Genomic DNA, 17,143 nt, shown 5'->3' with positions numbered 1-17,143 from the left:
GAAGCCTCAGCAGAAATGCTGGGGCTTTTTTACGTTTGGACCTTTTTATTCCATGTCTGTCTCACGGATGATTGAGCCCCACCGGAGTGCCGGCCCAGCCGCTCCGCCATTTATTAATCAGCCTCAAAATACGTGTCCCCGTCGAAAGACTTTTTGTGTGAGCGGATTACCTGATACAAAAAGCCCGGCTTGAGCGCCGGGCTTTGTTAATTCTAAAAGTTGTCAATGGTAGCGATAGAAATGGCGAAGCCACTTCTCGGCAATATGCTTTTCATCATCTTCGCATAATGCTTGGATCCCCGGTTTAAATGGTTGAGAACGGGTGGCTATTTGTAAGCCGGCAAGCATGTGGGCGGCTTCGAAAAGGTAGAGTGTCGGGTCACCCATGCCGGTTTTGAATGGGGTGTTAGCTGATTCCCCGCCAGCTAACAGATAAAGGCTTTGGCCATTGCGTGTGCGGTATTCGCGTACCAGACGGTTACCACCAACTTCTGTTAGGGTACCGCTGGCGATTAATTGTGGTAGCTTGAGCTCGTCGTCCGCAGAGGTTACTGTTGCTATAAACAGGCTGTCACTGAGGTTGTCTAGTAGCTCGCTTGGTAGAGCTCCATTGCCGGTACAGCAGAAAATCATATTGCACTCAGTAACCATACGTTCAATCGACCCTACCTGGACCCCGTTGCGAGGGAAGTGTGTCAGCCTGCGCGGATCCATATCAGCCACCAGGATTTGGCTGATTGCCTTGCCTTTAAGGTGTTTGATTACGCCCTGACCTAAATTCCCGGCTCCAATTACGCCGATTTTCAGAAATTCATCATTGTTGAGTTTGAGGCCAAACTCTTCTCTCAGGATCTGATCCGAATAATGGACGATACACTCAGATGCTTCATAGTCTGCCGGGGCTTTGATACTTAAGTGAGAAACTGTAACCAGAGGTCTGTCTAACTGGCGGTTGAGGTACTTGTAGAGCCCATTTGCTGTCAGTTCGGTGATCCCCAGGCACTGATCCGGGAAGGTTTCACAAATATGCTCAATAGCATGGGCAAAGTAGCCGCCGTGATCCAGGATCAGAAATTGACTGTCACTATCAAGATGGCTTCGGATCAGGTGTTCGGCAGTCGCAGGATCTTTTAGCTGCTCTTTTCCGCAATTGCAGTCTTTACCGATAACATGGCAGTGAGGCAGTTGTCGGATGGTATTGGTTATGTCCTGATTGCAAAGCGCAGTGGCACTTTTAGGGATAAAAACCAGCTTATCGGCAACTTCTGCCAGCACATTGATATAAGGGAGTGAACCCTCATAGCAATGCATGACAGAGAAAATGACCAGGTTTTTCGGGACAGTGAATTGGTCGGCAATCTTTTTGAGAAAGTCGTAACCTTTAGCTGCGAAAAAATCTGAATAGTATGTATGAGTTAAGATTGGCTGAGACATTATTATTCCGTTTATCTCTGATTGAACGCGTTAGAAAAGTTGTAACAGTGCGTGAAGCAATGGCTCTTGCTGGCGGCTTTGCTTGCAGCATAAACCGAGGACAAGGGGCGGGATTTTTTCTTTATCAATACGTCTGACTTTATTGCCTACCGGGCTGTTATCAATAACAACATCCGGGGCAATACCGATGCCACAGCCCAGGGCAACCATGCTGACGATAGCTTCATGGCCGCCGACCTGAGCGTAAATGTTGGGTTTGATTTTTTTATGTCTGAGCCATTTGTCTGCGCGGGTCCTTGCCGTGCCGGATTCTGGCAAGATGAAAGGCAGCAGTGCCCAGTCCGGAGTATCTGATAGGTATTTTTGTAATCCGGGTGGCGGCACCAGTGGCGTGATCACAGACAGGGTGACTTTATCCAGTTCCAAAAAAGTTAATTTACCGGGCAACTGATCTGGCATAGCGGCAATGGCAATATCAGCCTCATCGTGCTGTACTTTCTCTATTGCCTGCGCAGGATCGCCGGTAAGTAGCTGGATTTCTACCTGAGGATGCAGTTGGCGAAATCGGTTAAGGATCCCCGGCAGGTGACTGTAGCTGGCGGTGACCGAACAGAATAGCTTCAGTTTTCCTTGTAGTTGCTGTTCTTGTTCCTTGAGTTGCATTTTAAGTTCCTGCCAGCTGGAAACTATCTGGGCGGCAACAGGCAGCATCGTCTGGCCCGCAGAGGTCAGCTCTACGCTACGGTTGTCGCGAATGAATAATGGTTGCCCGGTATCTTCTTCAAGACGCTGGATAATGCGGCTGAGAGCGGATGGGCTGACATGCATCGCCTGTGCGGTTTGACTGAAACTCTTTGAGTCACAGAGATGCAGGAAAAGTTGCAAGTTCTTGATGTTCATCGTCCATGTTGCACTTTTTGCAAGAAGTTATTGTGAATATATCACTTTGCGCAACCAGGTGCCTGTTCTAGTATCAAGATATTCGACAAGTTGAAGTCGACCCAAGGAACAGAATTCACGGAGTTTGCAATTATGGCTAATTATTTCAATACCCTAAATCTACGTCAGCAGCTGGATCAGCTAGGTCGCTGTCGCTTTATGGACCGTTCGGAGTTTGCAACTGAAGCGGAGTACCTCAAAGGTAAGAAAGTCGTAATTGTAGGATGTGGTGCTCAGGGTCTTAACCAGGGCCTGAACATGCGTGATTCTGGTTTGGATGTGGCTTATGCATTGCGTCAGGCTGCAATTGATGAGCAGCGCCAGTCTTATAAAAATGCAAAGGAAAACGGCTTTGAAGTCGGCAGTTACGAGCAGCTGATCCCGTATGCAGATTTGGTGGTTAACCTGACGCCGGATAAACAGCACTCCAATGTGGTGGCAAGTGTGATGCCGCTAATTAAAGAGGGCGCAGCATTGGGTTACTCCCATGGCTTCAACATTGTTGAGGAAGGCATGCAGGTTCGTGATGATCTGACAGTGGTAATGGTGGCACCTAAGTGTCCGGGTACTGAAGTGCGTGAAGAGTATAAGCGCGGTTTCGGTGTGCCGACCCTGATTGCGGTTCACCCTGAAAATGATCCTAAGGGCGAGGGTCTGGACATCGCTAAGGCGTGGGCTGCTGCAACCGGTGGTCATCGTGCAGGTGTGCTTGAATCTTCATTCGTGGCTGAAGTGAAATCGGATTTGATGGGTGAGCAGACTATCTTGTGCGGTATGCTGCAGGCCGGTTCTGTGGTGTGTTACGAGAAGATGGTAGCCGAGGGCGTTGAACCTGCCTATGCCGGTAAGCTGCTGCAATATGGTTGGGAGACCATTACCGAGGCACTGAAGTTCGGTGGTATTACCCACATGATGGATCGCTTGTCTAACCCTGCGAAGGTTAAAGCGTTCGAACTGTCTGAAGAGTTGAAAGAACTGATGCGTCCGCTTTACTACAAGCACATGGATGACATCATTACCGGTGAGTTCTCCAGTACCATGATGGCCGATTGGGCGAATGATGATGCGAATCTACTGGGCTGGCGTGCAGAAACGGCAGCAACGGATTTTGAAAACTACCCGGATTCAGATATCAATATTGAAGAGCAGGAGTATTTTGATAACGGTATTCTGATGGTGGCTATGGTACGTGCTGGGGTTGAACTGGCTTTCGAAGCAATGACGGAAACTGGCATCATTGAAGAGTCGGCTTATTATGAATCTCTGCATGAGTTGCCGCTGATTGCCAACACGATTGCCCGTAAGCGCCTGTATGAGATGAACGTCGTGATTTCTGATACAGCCGAATACGGTAACTACCTGTTTGCCAATGTTGCGGTACCATTGCTGCGTGAGAAGTTTATGCCTTATGTCGGCACAGAAGTCATTGGTAAAGGACTGGCTGAAACCAGTAATCAGGTTGATAACCAGCAACTGATTGATGTGAATGAAGCCGTGCGCAACCATCCGGTTGAGTGGGTAGGCCAGGAGCTGCGCGGTTACATGACAGACATGAAGCGCATTGCTGTCGGCGGTTAATCACATCCACATTGATGTTTCACGTGGAACAGAGCTCGGTTTTTAGCCGGGCTCTGTTTTATCCATATCAATCAGCACAACGGACTGAGCGTTGCAGACGCTGAGAAAAGAAAAGGCCAGGTCATTTGACCCGGCCTTTCATTATTCTATTTCTAACCTTGAAGCGGTTATTCTTTCTCTGCCAGCTTTTCTTCCAGCTTTGCCAGCTTCTGTTCCATTTCGGTTAGCTTCTGGCGGGTGCGTAGCAGTACCTGAGTTTGGACATCAAATTCTTCACGGCTGACGACATCCAGCTTGTTAAGCTGTGATTGGATCACCTGACGAACTTTTTGCTCGACGTCATTGCCCAGCTCTTTGACTGGCTGAGGCATAGACTCATGGATCTGCTTGGCTACCTGCTCAAGTTTCTTTGGGTCAAACATAGCTGAGTTAACTCCGTAACGGCTTAAATCTGTTGTCGTTATTTTATTCAAATCATTACTGATTGTCGTCGATAATCGCGAAATAAAAAAGGCCGCACAGGGCGGCCTTGATGATTTTTTCGGGATTAGGCGTCGTGAGCTTTCAAAGCTGCCCGTGCTTCGTCAGCTCGTTTCAACTTTTCCAGATCTTTGTCCTCCACAAATACCGGCAGCGGTTTGTGAATGCTCGCCAGGTAGGTGTAGATCACTGGCAGTACGAACAGGGTGAAGATAGTACCGATAGCCAGGCCAGACACGATAACAATACCGATACTGAAGCGCTGGGCGGCACCTGCACCTGTTGCGTACAGCAGTGGGATAAGACCGGCAATCATCGCTGCAGTTGTCATCAGGATTGGACGCAGACGAACCTTGGCCGCTTCCATTACTGCTGCCATGCGGTCTTTCTTATGATGCAGCTGCTCTTCTTTTGCTACCTCACAGATAAGGATACCGTGCTTGGTGATAAGACCAATCAGGGTGATCAGGCCGACCTGGGAGTAGATGTTCATCGAAGCTGCACCCCATGCCAGAGCAATAAGGGCACCACAGATTGCCAGCGGTACCGACACCATGATAACCAGCGGGTCACGCAGTGATTCAAACTGAATCGCCAGAACCAGGAAGATGATAGCCAGTGCCAGTGCAAAGGTGGTGTACAGTGCATTACCTTCGGTAACAAACTGACGGGCCTCACCCATGAAGTCGTACTGGTAGCCTGATGGCAGTTTGCCTGCCGCATCGTTCTGGAACCAGGTGATAGCATCACCCATTGCTGTACCCGGTGCAGGTACAGCACCGATAGTTGCTGAGTTCAGCTGGTTGAAGTGAGGCAGGGCGCGTGGCTCTGCGATCACATCAATGGTGATCAGGCTACCCAGCGGGATAGCTTTACCGTCAGCTGCTCGTACATAGTAGCCCTTAATGGATTCCGGATTCAGGCGGTACTTACGTTCTACTTGAGGGATCACTTCGTATGAACGGCCGTTAAGGTCGATACGGTTAACGTAGCCGTCAGCCATCATGGTACTTAAGGTGATACCGATATCCTGCATGGTCACGCCGTAGGCACCTGCTTTGTCTTTATCGATATGGATTTTCATCGTTGCTGAATCGTAGTTCAGATCCAGATCCGAGTAGACAAACATCGGGTTCGTTTTCACATCAGCCAGAATATCAGTCGCAACCTGGAACAGGTTCTCGAACTGGTTCGGTGTAGTAATAACAAACTGGATTGGCAGACCGGAACCGGCACCTGGCAGTTCAGGCATCTGGAATGCAGTTACCGCCATTTCCGGTACTTCGTTAACCAGCCCGGTTACACGCTTAACCACTTCGGCCTGGCTTGCTTCACGCTCACTCCAAGGCACCATTGACGCGATACCAAATGCCTGGTTCGAATTAGGCACACCTGAGAATACCTGGGCAAAAGCAACTTCAGGCTGGTCGGACAGGATCTGGTTAACTTTGTCCATGGTGTTTTCAATGTAATCCAGGTTGGCGTTTGACGGTGCCGTACCCATCATCATCAGTACGCCTTTATCTTCTGACGGTGCCAGTTCACTAGGGATGAACTTAAACAACATCGGCAGGCTGGAGAACACGATAATCGCAAACACAATCACCACCGGACGCATCTTCATGATACCGCCCAGCATTTTCTCGTAGCGGTTGGTCATGCGGTCCAGGAAGTTGTGAACAGTTACTTCGAACTTGCTTGGCTCTTCATGGGCTTTCAGCATTTTCGAACACATCATAGGCGACAGTGTCAGTGCCACGATGCCCGATACAAATACCGAACCTGCCAAGGTCAGTGCAAATTCCTTGAACAGTGAGCCGGTGATCCCGCCCATCATTGCAATCGGTGCGTATACCGCGCCTAGTGTCAGGGTCATGGCGATAACCGGTACTGCAATTTCACGGGTACCGATAATCGCGGCACGAAACGGCGATTCACCCAGCTTGATGTGACGGTCGACGTTTTCCAGTACAACGATCGCATCATCTACCACCAGGCCGATGGCCAGTACCATGGCCAGCAGGGTCATCAGGTTCCAGGAGAAACCAAAGCTTTGCATCACCATCGCAACACCAATCAGCGATAGCGGAATGGTAACGATAGGGATTATTACCGCACGGAATGAACCGAGGAACAGGGTGATCACCACCAGTACGATCAGTGCCGCCTCAGCGATAGTTTTAATAACTTCGTTGATGGACTCGTTGATCGCGATAGTGGAGTCATACATCACGTTCATCTTGATGTTGCTTGGCATGTTGCGCTCTAGTTGCGGCAACAGCTCCATGATATCGGCAGCAATGTTGATCGGGTTGGCGCTTGGGGCCGCGTTAATCGCAGCTACCACAGCTTCCTCGCCGTTTGCCGATGCACGGTACATGTCGTGACTTTTCTCCAGTGATACTTTGGCAATGTCACCCAGGCGGATCACCTGACCATCTTTGGTGGAAACAACCAGCTTTTCCAGCTCATCAGTGTTAGAAACCTGAGTATCTGCCGTACCGTTATAAAGTACGAACTCACCGGTAGCCTGGCCGGTAGCCGACTGGTAGTTGTTGGCGTTCAGAACGCCCATCACATCGGTTGCGGTCAGGTTGTACGCCGCCATCTTGGCCGGATCCAGCCAGACACGCAGGGCATACTTCATACCACCATACAGGTCGACTTTAGAGACACCGTTAACTGTGAAGAACTGTGGGTTGATCACTCGTTCCAGGTAGTCGGTGATTTGGCTTGAAGCCAGCTCATCACTGGTAAAGCCGATGTACATTACCGCTGTTGTCGAACCTGTCGACATGGTTACTGTCGGGTCTTCCGATTCTTTCGGTAACTGGGAGCGGACCGAGTTGGTCTTCGCCAGGATATCTGCCAGGGCAGCGTTCGGATCGGTGTTCAGCTTCATCGTTACCGTAATGGTAGAGCGGCCCAATACGGATGATGAGGTCATAAAGTCAATGTTGTCAGCCTGGGCAATGGCCTGTTCCAGCGGCTGGGTAATAAAGCCCTGGATCAGGTCGGCACTGGCCCCGTAATAGCTGGTAGACACCGTTACTACGGTGTTAGTCATGTCCGGGTATTCACGAACCTGCATCTTGAAGATAGCCTGCAGGCCGAGCAGGGCAATCAGAAAGCTGATTGAGACCGCTAGGACAGGACGTTTAATAAAAACATCAGTAAAGCGCATTAATCCTCCGGATTACAGCATTGGGGTTTCTGCTGGCGCCTGAAGTGCATTGCTTTCGACAATGCGCACTTTAGCGTCGTTACTCAGACGAACCTGACCTGAGGTGACTACCATGTCACCGGCTTTTACGCCGTCCAGGATATGAACAGTTTCGCCTTTGCGCTCGCCGGCTTTAATCACAGACTGGCGGACACGCAGATCGCCTTTTTCATCTTTGTTAACCAGGTAAACATTGTCACCATAAAGGGTATAGGTGATCGCTGTCTGTGGCAGGATGATTTGGTCTTCCAGCGTCGGCAGGATGATGTGGGCACGGGCAAACATACCGCTGCGCAGCTGACCTTCGTTGTTTGGGATATCTGCCTGAACCTGTACCAGACCGCTTTGGTAGTTCACCGCTGGTTCAATAGCGCTGATTTTGCCGCTGAACGGAATTTCAGGGTAAGCATCAACAAAGATTTCCACGTCCTGACCCAGGTAGATATCAGAGATATCTGTCTGCGGTACAGTGAAGCGCAGCTTCATCAGAGTTGTATCTTCCAGACGCACTATGTCATCGGTCGGCTGGATGTACTGACCCATGAAAACATTACGCAGGCCGACCACACCATCAAACGGTGCGCGGATAGTGCGGCGGTCAATCGTCGCTTTCAGGCTTTCGATATCGGCAGACAGCGAGAAGTAGGCTGCCTGAGCATCATCAAAGGCTTCTTTGGAAATAGAGCCTTTCTTGTATAGGCCCTGGTAGCGGGCATACTTGGCTTTAGCTGCCGGCAGGCGAGCCTCGGCACTCTTCAGGTTGGCTTTTTCAACGTCAGAATCCAGGCTCACCAGCAGCTGGTCTTTTTTCACAATTGAGCCGGACTCGAAATCAATCTTATTGATTACGCCGGACACTTCAGAAGTGATGGTGACACCCTGGTTTGGTTCAATGAAGCCAATTGCTTCAATGGCCGGTATCCAGTTAGCAGGCTTGGCTTCTGACGCGGTGACAGGAAACGCTGGTTCAGGCATGTTAGCCATGTATTCTGCGATACCTTTCTGCTTGGCCAAGTTCCACCCTATTACAGTGCCGAATAACAGTAGTGCGAGAAATAGCATCACTATCCATTTTTTCATTTTATGGTGTGCTCCGAAATTACTAACGTTAATGCTGTGTTATGGCATCCCAGCAGGCGTCGATTGCCGCTTCGCGGCTGGTTTCGTCGACTCTGAAGACACCGTTGATGTGTTTACGAGCCAGGCATGCGCTCGGCTCAAGGCTTAATACACTTAAAATTTCATTATCGAGTTGTTTGAATAGGCCGCTGGCCTTTCCCTCATCAAACAGCTGGTTAACTTTGGCAAACAGTTTCTGCTCCATCTGACGTTGTTCCGTTCCGTTACGGCGGGGCAGGTTTTCAAACTGACCACGGTTAATCAGCGGGGCATCTTCTTGGTTTGCCATATTCCAGATGTTGAGCCACATAGTTCGGAAGCGATCTTTTAGAGGCATGTCATCTGACACATTCTGAGTCACTTTGTTCGCCACATGGTTCAAAATATGGTCATACAGCTGATGGAGGAGATCGTCTTTATCTTCGAAGTAGCGATAAATCGTCCCTGCCGCTACGCCGGCTTCTTTAGCAACCATCTGCATTGACAGGCCGTGGAAGCCGTATATCGCCAATAGCTTTTCCGTTGCTTTCAGGATGCGTGTTTTTTTGTCATTCATAGAGGCCACAAATGTAAAAAAAGATAATGAATGAATGTTCATTCATTATTCTAGGCAGCAAAAGTTGTTATGCAAGTATTTTCTTACTGCTGACTGCTTTGTTTGCGTATCATCAGGTCTGATAGACAAGCGGCGATAACTCGCTACAATGCGCCTGCTGACCTCTAGATGATCAAATACGACACAGGATACGCTGATGAAACTGAACCCAAGGCAAACTGAAGCGGTAAAATATGTATCTGGGCCATGTTTAGTGCTGGCCGGAGCCGGTTCAGGCAAAACCAGGGTGATCACCAACAAGATTGCGTATCTGGTTCAGCAGTGTGATTACAAGGCGCGTAACATTGCGGCGCTGACCTTTACCAACAAGGCGGCCCGCGAGATGAAAGAGCGTGTCGGCCAGACGCTGGGACGCCAGGAAGCTAAGGGGCTGATGGTGTCGACCTTCCACACCCTTGGCCTGAACATTATCCGCAGGGAATATAAGGCGCTGGGGCTGAAGGCCAGTTTCTCTTTGTTTGATGACCAGGATCAGATGGCGTTGCTCAAGGAGCTGACAGAAACGGAACTTGAAGGCGACAAAGATTTGCTCAAGCAGTTGCTGTCGACGATTTCCAACTGGAAGAACGACATGTTGTCGCCGGGTGAAGCGGCGGCTTATGCCAAATCAGAGCGTGACCAGTTATTTGCTCACTGTTACGACATGTATCAGAAGCAGATGAAAGCCTATAACGCGCTGGATTTTGATGATCTGATCCTGATGCCGGTGTTGCTGCTACGTGATAACCAGGAAGTGCGCCAGCGCTGGCAGAACCGTATTCGTTACCTGCTGGTGGATGAGTATCAGGATACCAACACCAGCCAATACCTGTTTGTGAAGTTGCTGGTGGGTGAGCGCTCTCGCTTTACCGTGGTTGGCGATGATGATCAGTCGATTTACTCCTGGCGTGGTGCTCAGCCGGAAAACCTGGCTTTGCTGAACAAAGATTTCCCGAGCCTGAAAGTGATCAAGCTGGAGCAGAATTACCGCTCGACCAGCCGTATTCTGCGTACCGCCAACATCCTGATCGCCAATAACCCGCACTTGTTTGACAAGGCCCTGTTCTCGGAAATTCCAGACGGTGAGCTGCTGAAAGTGATCACTGCCAAGAATGAAGACCATGAGGCCGAGAAAGTGGTTGGTGAACTGATCGCTCACCGTTTCCTGAACAACACAGCCTATAAAGATTATGCCGTGCTGTACCGGGGGAACCACCAGTCACGCCTGATTGAAAAGGCACTGATGCAAAACCGGATCCCGTACAAGATTTCCGGCGGCACCTCTTTCTTTGCTCGGGCGGAAATCAAAGACATCATGGCTTACCTGCGCTTGCTGACCAATGTGGATGATGACAATGCGTTCCTGCGTATTGTGAATACTCCGCGCCGTGAAATCGGTCCGGTGACACTGGAGAAGCTGGGGACTTATGCCAACATGCGCGGCAAGAGCCTGTTTGCAGCCAGCTTTGAGCTTGGACTAGAGCAGCACCTCAGTGGCCGCGGTCTGGAATCTTTGCAGCGCTTTACTCGCTGGATAGTCGAGTTGTCGGATAATGCTGAGCGCGGTGATACCGTGGCGGCTGTGCGCCAGCTGATCCGTGATATCAACTACGAAGACTGGCTCTATGAAACCTCTGCAAGCCCGAAAGCGGCCGAGATGCGGATGAAGAACGTTTCTGATCTGTATAGCTGGATCACCGCTGACCTTGAAGGTGACAACTATGATCAGGAAGTGAAGACACTGAAAGAAGTGGTACAACGCCTGACGTTGCGCGACATGATGGAGCGTGGCGAAGATGACGATGATGCCGATCAGGTTCAGCTGATGACTCTGCATGCATCCAAAGGTCTGGAGTTCCCGTATGTGTACCTGATCGGGGCGGAAGAGGGGATCCTGCCGCATCAGACCAGTATCGATGAAGACAATGTCGAGGAAGAGCGCCGATTGGCTTATGTGGGGATCACCCGAGCCCAGAAAGAGCTGACCTTTACCTTATGTAAGGAGCGCCGTCAGTTTGGTGAACTGCTAAAGCCGGAACCAAGTCGGTTCCTGTACGAGTTGCCGCAGGATGATTTGGCGTGGGAAGCGGATAAAAAGCCGATGACCCAGCAGGAGCGAATGCAGAAAGGCCAGGCTCACATTGCCAATATCCGGGCGATGTTTAAAAAATAATGACAGAGTACCGAGAGAGATGAGGCACGAGTTTTAAATACATAAAAGGGGTGATGCGTTGGCATCACCCCTTTAGTTTAGTTTTTCTCGCTTACAGCCCTTCAATCATATGATCGATCGCAGCAATGATTTCATCATCGCTACAGTCCATACATGAGCCCTTGGCTGGCATGGCGTTAAAGCCGTTGATGGCGTGGTCGGTCATAATATCTTTACCTTGCGCGATACGCGGTGCCCAGTCTCCGGCATTACCAATTTTCGGTGCGCCCATCACGCCGGCACCATGGCAGGCGGAACAAAAGGTGTTATAAACGGTATCACCACTGCGAGGGCCTGTTGCTACAGCGGCTGTTGCCGGGGCATCGCCTTCGAGGTAGACCGAGCCGACAGGTTTGATTCTTTCTGCAATAGCTTCGTCTGACATATCAGCGGCCATGGCGGAGCCGGCAAACGTCATTGCTGCTACCGCGGCTACCATAAGTTGTCGAAGAGATAGTTCCATTGAGCTCACCTTACACTTCCAGATGTTAATGCGATTGCCACAGTCATCGGTTTGCGTTGTTATTTATGTAACTGTTGAGACAAGGCAGTGAATATTTACAGAATGTTTAAATTGTAAAAACAAAGTGATTATATCCGCTAAGTTAGCAGTGATAAACTAGGTGGCTGTATTTGTATGATACTAATCAACAGATATTTGCCTATATTTGCAGCGAACGAGAAAAAAATTAAAAAAAAGACTTTACGAGGGGCAGTGTGATCCGTAATATTCACCTCCGCCGATAGGGCGAAGCGCCCGTAGCTCAGCTGGATAGAGCGTTGGCCTCCGGAGCCAAAGGTCGAAGGTTCGAATCCTTTCGGGCGCGCCATTCCGGAAACATGGAACAATGTCGGCAGGCAATATATTTTGGTGGCTATAGCTCAGTTGGTAGAGTCCCGGATTGTGATTCCGGTTGTCGCGAGTTCGAATCTCGTTAGCCACCCCATATTTTAGGGTATTGATTATAATATCAGTATCTCGGGGTGAAAACCTCAACAGAATTTGTCGGTGAATAGCGCAGTTTGGTAGCGCATCTGGTTTGGGACCAGAGGGTCGGGGGTTCGAATCCCTCTTCACCGACCACTAACAATGGTGGCTATAGCTCAGTTGGTAGAGTCCCGGATTGTGATTCCGGTTGTCGCGAGTTCGAATCTCGTTAGCCACCCCATTATTTAAAGACTTCGGTACGCCGAAGCAACAAGTCGGTGAATAGCGCAGTTTGGTAGCGCATCTGGTTTGGGACCAGAGGGTCGGGGGTTCGAATCCCTCTTCACCGACCACTACATGAAACCCTAGCTTTCGAGCTAGGGTTTTTTTATGCCTGCAAACTGGTAAGGAAGTGCATCAGGCCGGGTGCGGAAGGCCGCCCCGTTCGAATCCCTTTCGCCGACCACTACATGACCCCCTGGCTTTCGAGCTGGTTTTTTTATGCCTGTTCTTTCCCTTCTTTCTTCTATCTGCGGATTTTATAACTTTATAGATTTACAGTGTTTTCGCGGCTGTTAATGTATTTTCAATGCCATTTCTATCTTCTTTCTGCTGTTTTTAATGCCAATCCGGATGCTCAGGTTTTTCCACCGAACCCCAATCTACCAGTCTCAGCGAACTGCCAATGACACCCATTAATTTTGTTAGTGTTATTCACTGCAAGATGTACCTAAATTTAGATTTCTGTTTGGTAAATATCGCTATAGTCCAACCGATCAAACTGTAGATTTGATTTATCACCGAGCTTTGTTTATCAAATGTTAATGTGAGTTCTGGGTGTTTTGACTATTTATGCGAGCTCATCACTTTTGGAATAATAACTTATAACCATTTTTATAGCGTGTTGTTCCGGCCTGGCTAATACTTATAGCCAGTTTTGCATTCGAAGTTCCGTTTGGTGTGCTTTGTTATGCGTTCTGCTTTATGACTGTTTATTCGAGTTTTATTCGGTTTTCTGGTTTTTTACTTTATTTTGTTGATTTTGTGTGAAATATTTGACAGATTGTGTGCTGAACATTTATTCAGCAAATTATGCTGATTATGAAAGGATTCAGTTTTCAGACAGGGCAGAACACTGCCAAGCAGTTGGGGTCTGGTAATGGCATTATTAGAAGTGAAAAATCTCCGCATCGAATACCCGTCTCGTCATGGGGTACACGCTGCGGTGAAATCGCTGTCGTTCTCGATCGAGCGCGGCGAAATAGTCGGCGTCGTTGGTGAGTCCGGCGCCGGTAAATCAACCGTTGGGAACGCGGTTATTGATCTGCTGAGTCCGCCGGGGCGGATTGCCAGCGGTGATGTGTATCTCGACGGCGAGCAAATTTCCGGCCTTTCGCCGGAGCAGATGAGAAAGGTCCGCGGATCGAAAATCGGTTTTATTTTCCAGGATCCGATGACCTCACTTAATCCGCTGTTTACTGTTGAGCAGCAGTTGACTGAGACCATCATCACCAACCTCGGGGTCAGCAAAGAAGAGGCTTTTAACCGTGCCCTTAGCTTGATGGAGCAGGTCGGTATTCCTCAGCCCAAAGTACGTATCAGGCAGTATCCACACCAGTTTTCCGGTGGTATGCGCCAGCGGGTGGTGATTGCGATTGCCCTGGCTGGTGAGCCGGATCTCATCATCGCCGATGAGCCGACAACTGCACTGGATGTGTCTATTCAGGATCAAATCCTCAATCTTATCCGTGATTTGTGTGTCCAGAAAAACGTCGGCTGTATGCTGGTCACCCACGACATGGGGGTGGTTTCTAACGTCACCGATCGTGTGGCGGTGATGTACCGTGGTGATCTGGTTGAAATCGGTCCGACCCAAAAGGTACTGAGCCATCCCGATCACCCTTACACCCAGAGCCTGATTTCTGCCGTTCCCCGCTCCGATATTAAGCTCAAGCGGTTCCCGCTGGTGAGTTATATTGAGGAAGCTCAGGAAATGACTCAGCTGGATGTGAAAAATCACTGGCTGGGGCAGAGTGAAGATCAGCGCAGTTATTCCGGGGCATTGTTGCAGGTCAAAGATGTCAATCTGCGCTTTGTCACTAAAGATTCGTTTTTTGAGAGCCGCCGCGAATACGTCCAGGCGTCGAATCATGTCAGCTTTGAAATTTACGAAGGTGAAACCTTTGGCCTGGTGGGTGAGTCCGGCTCCGGTAAGTCGACTATTGCCCGGGTGATCGCCGGCCTTTATCCACCGGATTCCGGTCAGGTGGTATTCGAGGGTATCGACCTGACTGCTCTCAAGAATGAGGCTGAGCGCCGACCGCTGCGCCGCCAGATGCAGATGGTGTTCCAGAATCCTTACTCATCAATGAACCCGCGGATGAAAATCGCTGACATCATTGCAGAGCCGATCCGTTTCCACAAGCTGACCGATAACGAAGCCCAGACCCGCCAAATCGTGGGAGACTTGCTGGATCATGTCGGTTTAGGCCGGGCTTCCGGGGTGAAGTATCCACATGAATTTTCCGGTGGTCAGCGCCAGCGTATTTCGATTGCTCGCGCCCTGGCGACCCGCCCCCGCTTGCTGATTTGTGATGAGCCGACATCAGCGCTTGATGTATCGGTTCAGGCGCAAATCCTGAACCTGCTGAAAGATCTGCAGGATGAGCTGAACCTGACCATGTTGTTTATCAGCCATGACCTGCCTGTGATCCGCCAGATGTGTGACCGTATTGGGGTGATGCAGATGGGAACCTTGCTGGAGGTGGCTCCGACCGAGCAGCTGTTCACCGCGCCGCAGCATGAATACAGCAAACAACTGATTTCGCTGATGCCTGAATTCAAAGGCATGAGCCAGGAAGGATTGAAGTTAGCTTAATCCCCGGTTTTTCTTTAGCTCAAGTAATGTGCTTTACCTGAAGAAAAAGGCCGGGAGAGGTATCCGAATAACCAAAACAAGCAAACACAACAGCAGGGAGTTATCTCCCGACGCATAAAGGAGCTATGCAATGAAAACAGTTAAGACCAAGCTGGCAGTCGCTTTAATGGCCGCGGGCCTGAGCTTTAGTGCCCTCGCTGCCGATATCAAAGTGGCTTATGATGCCGATCCGGTCTCGCTTGATCCCCATGAGCAGCTGTCTGGCGGTACGCTGCAAATGTCTCACATGGTTTTTGACCCGCTGGTTCGTTACACCCAGGAATTGGATTTTGAGCCGCGTTTGGCTGCAAGCTGGGAGCGTGTTGATGATAAGACCTTCCGTTTTAAGCTACGCAAAGGCGTGAAGTTCCATTCTGGCAATACCATGACTGCCGATGATGTGGTCTGGACGTTCAAGCGCCTGAAAGACTCTCCGGATTTTAAGGCGATTTTCGAACCGTATACCGAGCTGAAGAAAGTTAATGATTACACGGTTGATTTGATCTCCAAAGGTCCTTATCCGCTGGTACTGCAGACCGCGACCTACATTTTCCCGATGGACAGTAAGTTCTATACCGGCAAGACAGCAGACGGCAAAGACAAGGCTGAGCTGGTTAAGCACGGTAATTCTTACGCCTCAACCCATGTTTCCGGTACCGGTCCGTTTATCGTGACGGCGCGTGAGCAGGGCGTGAAGGTGGAATTTGAGCGCTTTAAAGACTACTGGGATAAGGGCTCTAAAGGTAATGTTGACAAGCTGACGCTGGTGCCGATCAAAGAAGATGCAACCCGGGTAGCTGCACTGCTGTCCGGCGGTGTCGATATGATTGCTCCGGTTGCACCTAACGACCACAAGCGTGTGAAGCAGGCAAAAGGTATCGATCTGGTGACGTTGCCGGGTACTCGTATCATTACCTTCCAGATGAACCAGAACAGCAATGAAGCGCTGAAAGATGTCCGTGTTCGCCAAGCAATTGTTCATGCCATCAATAACGAAGGCATCGTTAAGAAGATCATGAAGGGCTTTGCTACGGCTGCCGGCCAGCAGGGACCATCGGGCTACTCTGGTTACAGCGAGGAGCTGGTACCGCGTTATGATCTGAAAAAAGCCAAGCAGCTAATGAAAGAAGCCGGCTATGAGAAGGGCTTTACCCTGACGATGATGGCGCCGAACAACCGTTATGTAAACGATGCCAAAGTGGCGCAGGCTGCTGCGGCGATGCTGTCGAAAATCGGCATCAAGGTGGATTTGAAGACATTGCCTAAGGCTCAGTACTGGCCTGAGTTTGATGTTTGTGCTGCCGACATGATGATGATTGGCTGGCACTCGGATACGGAAGATTCGGCGAATTTCTCTGAGTTCCTGACCATGACCCGTAACGAAGAAACCGGTAAGGGCCAGTATAACTGTGGTCACTACTCGAACCCGGAAGTCGACAAACTGGTCGAAGCGTCGAATGTCGAAACCGATCCGGCCAAGCGTGCCAAGATGCTGCAGCAAGTGGAAGCCACCCTGTATAACGAGGCTGCCTTTGTACCGCTGCACTGGCAGAACCTGGCATGGGGTGCCAGCGACAAGCTGGATATCAAGCCAATCGTCAACGCGATGAACTTCCCGTACTTCGGCGATTTGGTAGTAAAAGAGAAATAAGGAACTGAGCCTGGTTTTAGAATTGGGCTCTTCAGTGCCGGAGGAATCTCCGGCACTGATTTTCAGG

Annotated in this window: 11 protein-coding genes and 5 tRNA genes; 9 read left to right on the top strand and 7 right to left on the bottom strand. The window is 50.0% G+C overall.

What is annotated here, in order from left to right:
• Nucleotides 1-222: 222 nt before the first annotated feature.
• The gene (locus C942_RS20085; RefSeq protein ID WP_007469653.1) at nucleotides 223-1,434 is read right to left on the bottom strand and encodes an NAD(P)-binding domain-containing protein; all 1,212 of its coding nucleotides are present in this window, start codon (nucleotides 1,432-1,434) and stop codon (nucleotides 223-225) included.
• 30 nt (nucleotides 1,435-1,464) lie between these two features.
• A complete protein-coding gene (gene ilvY, locus C942_RS20080) occupies nucleotides 1,465-2,334 on the bottom strand; it encodes an HTH-type transcriptional activator IlvY (RefSeq protein ID WP_007469651.1) in 870 nt (289 codons plus the stop codon).
• A gap of 132 nt (nucleotides 2,335-2,466) precedes the next feature.
• Between ilvY and ilvC the strand changes: the two genes are divergently transcribed.
• A complete protein-coding gene (ilvC, locus tag C942_RS20075; protein WP_007469650.1) occupies nucleotides 2,467-3,951 on the top strand; it encodes a ketol-acid reductoisomerase in 1,485 nt (494 codons plus the stop codon).
• 167 nt (nucleotides 3,952-4,118) lie between these two features.
• Here ilvC and ubiK read toward each other — a convergent pair whose 3' ends face one another.
• From ubiK to C942_RS20055, 4 genes are all read right to left on the bottom strand, one after another.
• Entirely contained in the window at nucleotides 4,119-4,373 is a 255-nt protein-coding gene (gene ubiK / locus C942_RS20070; protein WP_007469648.1) for a ubiquinone biosynthesis accessory factor UbiK, read from the bottom strand.
• Nucleotides 4,374-4,498: 125 nt separating this feature from the next.
• Nucleotides 4,499-7,615 (bottom strand): multidrug efflux RND transporter permease subunit, encoded by a 3,117-nt coding sequence (locus tag C942_RS20065; protein ID WP_007469646.1) that lies wholly within the window; start codon nucleotides 7,613-7,615, stop codon nucleotides 4,499-4,501.
• Nucleotides 7,616-7,627: 12 nt separating this feature from the next.
• Nucleotides 7,628-8,734, bottom strand: a complete 1,107-nt coding sequence (locus C942_RS20060) for an efflux RND transporter periplasmic adaptor subunit (RefSeq protein ID WP_036801266.1) — start codon at nucleotides 8,732-8,734, stop codon at nucleotides 7,628-7,630.
• Between the two features lie 28 nt (nucleotides 8,735-8,762).
• Nucleotides 8,763-9,329, bottom strand: coding sequence for a TetR/AcrR family transcriptional regulator (locus C942_RS20055; protein ID WP_007469642.1), 567 nt, complete (start codon nucleotides 9,327-9,329; stop codon nucleotides 8,763-8,765).
• Nucleotides 9,330-9,525: 196 nt separating this feature from the next.
• On the opposite strand from C942_RS20055, the gene rep reads away from it, so the two are divergent.
• Nucleotides 9,526-11,541, top strand: a complete 2,016-nt coding sequence (gene rep / locus C942_RS20050) for a DNA helicase Rep (RefSeq protein ID WP_007469640.1) — start codon at nucleotides 9,526-9,528, stop codon at nucleotides 11,539-11,541.
• Nucleotides 11,542-11,632: 91 nt separating this feature from the next.
• Here the strand turns inward: rep and C942_RS20045 are convergent, their stop codons facing one another.
• Complete coding sequence (locus tag C942_RS20045; RefSeq protein WP_007469638.1) at nucleotides 11,633-12,043, bottom strand: c-type cytochrome; 411 nt, start codon at nucleotides 12,041-12,043, stop codon at nucleotides 11,633-11,635.
• A 290-nt stretch (nucleotides 12,044-12,333) separates the two neighbouring features.
• Between C942_RS20045 and C942_RS20040 the strand changes: the two genes are divergently transcribed.
• The 7 genes from C942_RS20040 (at nucleotide 12,334) to C942_RS20010 (ending at nucleotide 17,076) form a co-directional block, all read left to right on the top strand.
• Nucleotides 12,334-12,410: transfer RNA gene (locus tag C942_RS20040), tRNA-Arg, on the top strand.
• A 41-nt stretch (nucleotides 12,411-12,451) separates the two neighbouring features.
• A tRNA-His gene (locus C942_RS20035) sits at nucleotides 12,452-12,527 on the top strand.
• 60 nt (nucleotides 12,528-12,587) lie between these two features.
• A tRNA-Pro gene (locus C942_RS20030) sits at nucleotides 12,588-12,664 on the top strand.
• 9 nt (nucleotides 12,665-12,673) lie between these two features.
• Nucleotides 12,674-12,749, top strand: a tRNA-His gene (locus C942_RS20025).
• Between the two features lie 35 nt (nucleotides 12,750-12,784).
• A tRNA-Pro gene (locus C942_RS20020) sits at nucleotides 12,785-12,861 on the top strand.
• 806 nt (nucleotides 12,862-13,667) lie between these two features.
• Complete coding sequence (locus C942_RS20015) at nucleotides 13,668-15,386, top strand: ABC transporter ATP-binding protein (protein WP_007469635.1); 1,719 nt, start codon at nucleotides 13,668-13,670, stop codon at nucleotides 15,384-15,386.
• 130 nt (nucleotides 15,387-15,516) lie between these two features.
• Entirely contained in the window at nucleotides 15,517-17,076 is a 1,560-nt protein-coding gene (locus C942_RS20010) for an ABC transporter substrate-binding protein (protein WP_007469634.1), read from the top strand.
• Nucleotides 17,077-17,143: the final 67 nt, after the last annotated feature.

This window comes from Photobacterium marinum (genome assembly GCF_000331515.1).
Taxonomy (GTDB): domain Bacteria; phylum Pseudomonadota; class Gammaproteobacteria; order Enterobacterales; family Vibrionaceae; genus Photobacterium; species Photobacterium marinum.
Note: the sequence above shows the minus strand (reverse complement) of the source record. Positions and strands in the feature narration are given on the sequence as shown.

Bases quoted from the DNA above. Each gene is read 5' to 3' on its own strand.
- C942_RS20055 (WP_007469642.1), bottom strand. From the start codon at position 9,329: ATGAATGACAAAAAAACACGCATCCTGAAAGCAACGGAAAAGCTATTG.
- C942_RS20085 (WP_007469653.1), bottom strand. From the start codon at position 1,434: ATGTCTCAGCCAATCTTAACTCATACATACTATTCAGATTTTTTCGCA.
- C942_RS20045 (WP_007469638.1), bottom strand. From the start codon at position 12,043: ATGGAACTATCTCTTCGACAACTTATGGTAGCCGCGGTAGCAGCAATG.
- ilvY (WP_007469651.1), bottom strand. From the start codon at position 2,334: ATGAACATCAAGAACTTGCAACTTTTCCTGCATCTCTGTGACTCAAAG.
- ilvC (WP_007469650.1), top strand. From the start codon at position 2,467: ATGGCTAATTATTTCAATACCCTAAATCTACGTCAGCAGCTGGATCAG.
- rep (WP_007469640.1), top strand. From the start codon at position 9,526: ATGAAACTGAACCCAAGGCAAACTGAAGCGGTAAAATATGTATCTGGG.
- C942_RS20010 (WP_007469634.1), top strand. From the start codon at position 15,517: ATGAAAACAGTTAAGACCAAGCTGGCAGTCGCTTTAATGGCCGCGGGC.
- ubiK (WP_007469648.1), bottom strand. From the start codon at position 4,373: ATGTTTGACCCAAAGAAACTTGAGCAGGTAGCCAAGCAGATCCATGAG.
- C942_RS20065 (WP_007469646.1), bottom strand. From the start codon at position 7,615: ATGCGCTTTACTGATGTTTTTATTAAACGTCCTGTCCTAGCGGTCTCA.
- C942_RS20060 (WP_036801266.1), bottom strand. From the start codon at position 8,734: ATGAAAAAATGGATAGTGATGCTATTTCTCGCACTACTGTTATTCGGC.
- C942_RS20015 (WP_007469635.1), top strand. From the start codon at position 13,668: ATGGCATTATTAGAAGTGAAAAATCTCCGCATCGAATACCCGTCTCGT.